The sequence below is a fragment of the Marinobacterium lacunae genome, assembly GCF_000705555.1.
GTDB classification, from domain to species: domain Bacteria; phylum Pseudomonadota; class Gammaproteobacteria; order Pseudomonadales; family Balneatricaceae; genus Marinobacterium_D; species Marinobacterium_D lacunae.
Map to the genome: position 1 here is coordinate 1 of NZ_JMQN01000049.1, position 1,091 is coordinate 1,091.

Genomic DNA, 1,091 nt, shown 5'->3' on the forward strand with positions numbered 1-1,091 from the left:
GCCTCCGCCTACAACCTGTACAATCAGGACGGCACCGAGCTGAACCTGGATATCGAGGTGATCCTTGGCCACTTCAGCAGCGAAGAGACCTACGGCAACAGCGAATCCAGCCCCGCCTGGACCGAGGGCTATGCCAAGTACGGCTTCTCCGGCAGCAAGACACTGGGCAACGGCAGCCTGTTCGGTGCGGTCAATGCCGTCACCTCCGGCACCTGGGGCGACGGCGATGCCGCGGGCCTCTCTACCGGTGACGAGCGTGAAACCGATATCGAAGACCTGTACGTCGGCTACCGCACCGATATGGTCGAGTTCTCCTTCGGCCGCCAGAACCTGACCATCGGTGATGGCTTCATCCTTAACGGTGACTCCCTGAACATGGGCGAGGGGCTGGACGGCATCGTGCCGGGGTTCAGCGCCAACCGTGGCGGCGCCTACTGGCTGGCCGCGCGCAAGGCGTTCGACAATACCGCCGTGCTGCGTGTCGGTGGTGAGTCCGGCCCGCGTGCCGATCTGTTCTGGTTCGAGTCCGACAACCCGGCCCAGGCCAGTGTCGAGATGGCCGGGATCAACCTTGAGTACGTCACCGACAAGGGCACCTTCGGCCTGATGCACTTGAAGGGGCTGGATGTGGACGATAACGAAGCCGCGTTCTTCGGCTACGACGGCCGCGACGGCCAGAAGACCACCAGCGTTCGCTTCCAGGGTAACGCCGGGGTCGAGAACCTGTTCCTCTCCGCCGAGTACGTGGATCAGTCCCAGGGCAACAGCAACCCGGATGCCAATGCCTGGTACGCCGAGGCGGGCTGGACCTTTGCTGACCTGCCCTGGTCGCCGAGCCTGAACTACCGCTACACCAGCTATGACGAAGGCTACGACCCTCTGTTCTTCGGCTTCAACCGCGGTTACGGCACCTGGTTCCAGGGTGAAGTGGCGGCCAACTACGCCGGTCCCTTCGGCACCGATTCCGACATTCACTATCTGGGTGTGAAAGCCAACCCGACCGAGATGCTGACGGTGGGTGCCTCCTACTTCGACTTCAGCGACACCGTCGGCGGCTCCGGCAGCAACGATGCCAGCGAGATCGATATCTG

General features: G+C 63.0%; 1 protein-coding gene. It reads left to right on the top strand.

What is annotated here, in order from left to right; translation table 11 throughout:
* Window positions 1–1,091: alginate export family protein (locus tag ADIMK_RS22140; protein ID WP_036190865.1), on the top strand; the 1,091-nt coding region annotated here is incomplete at both ends.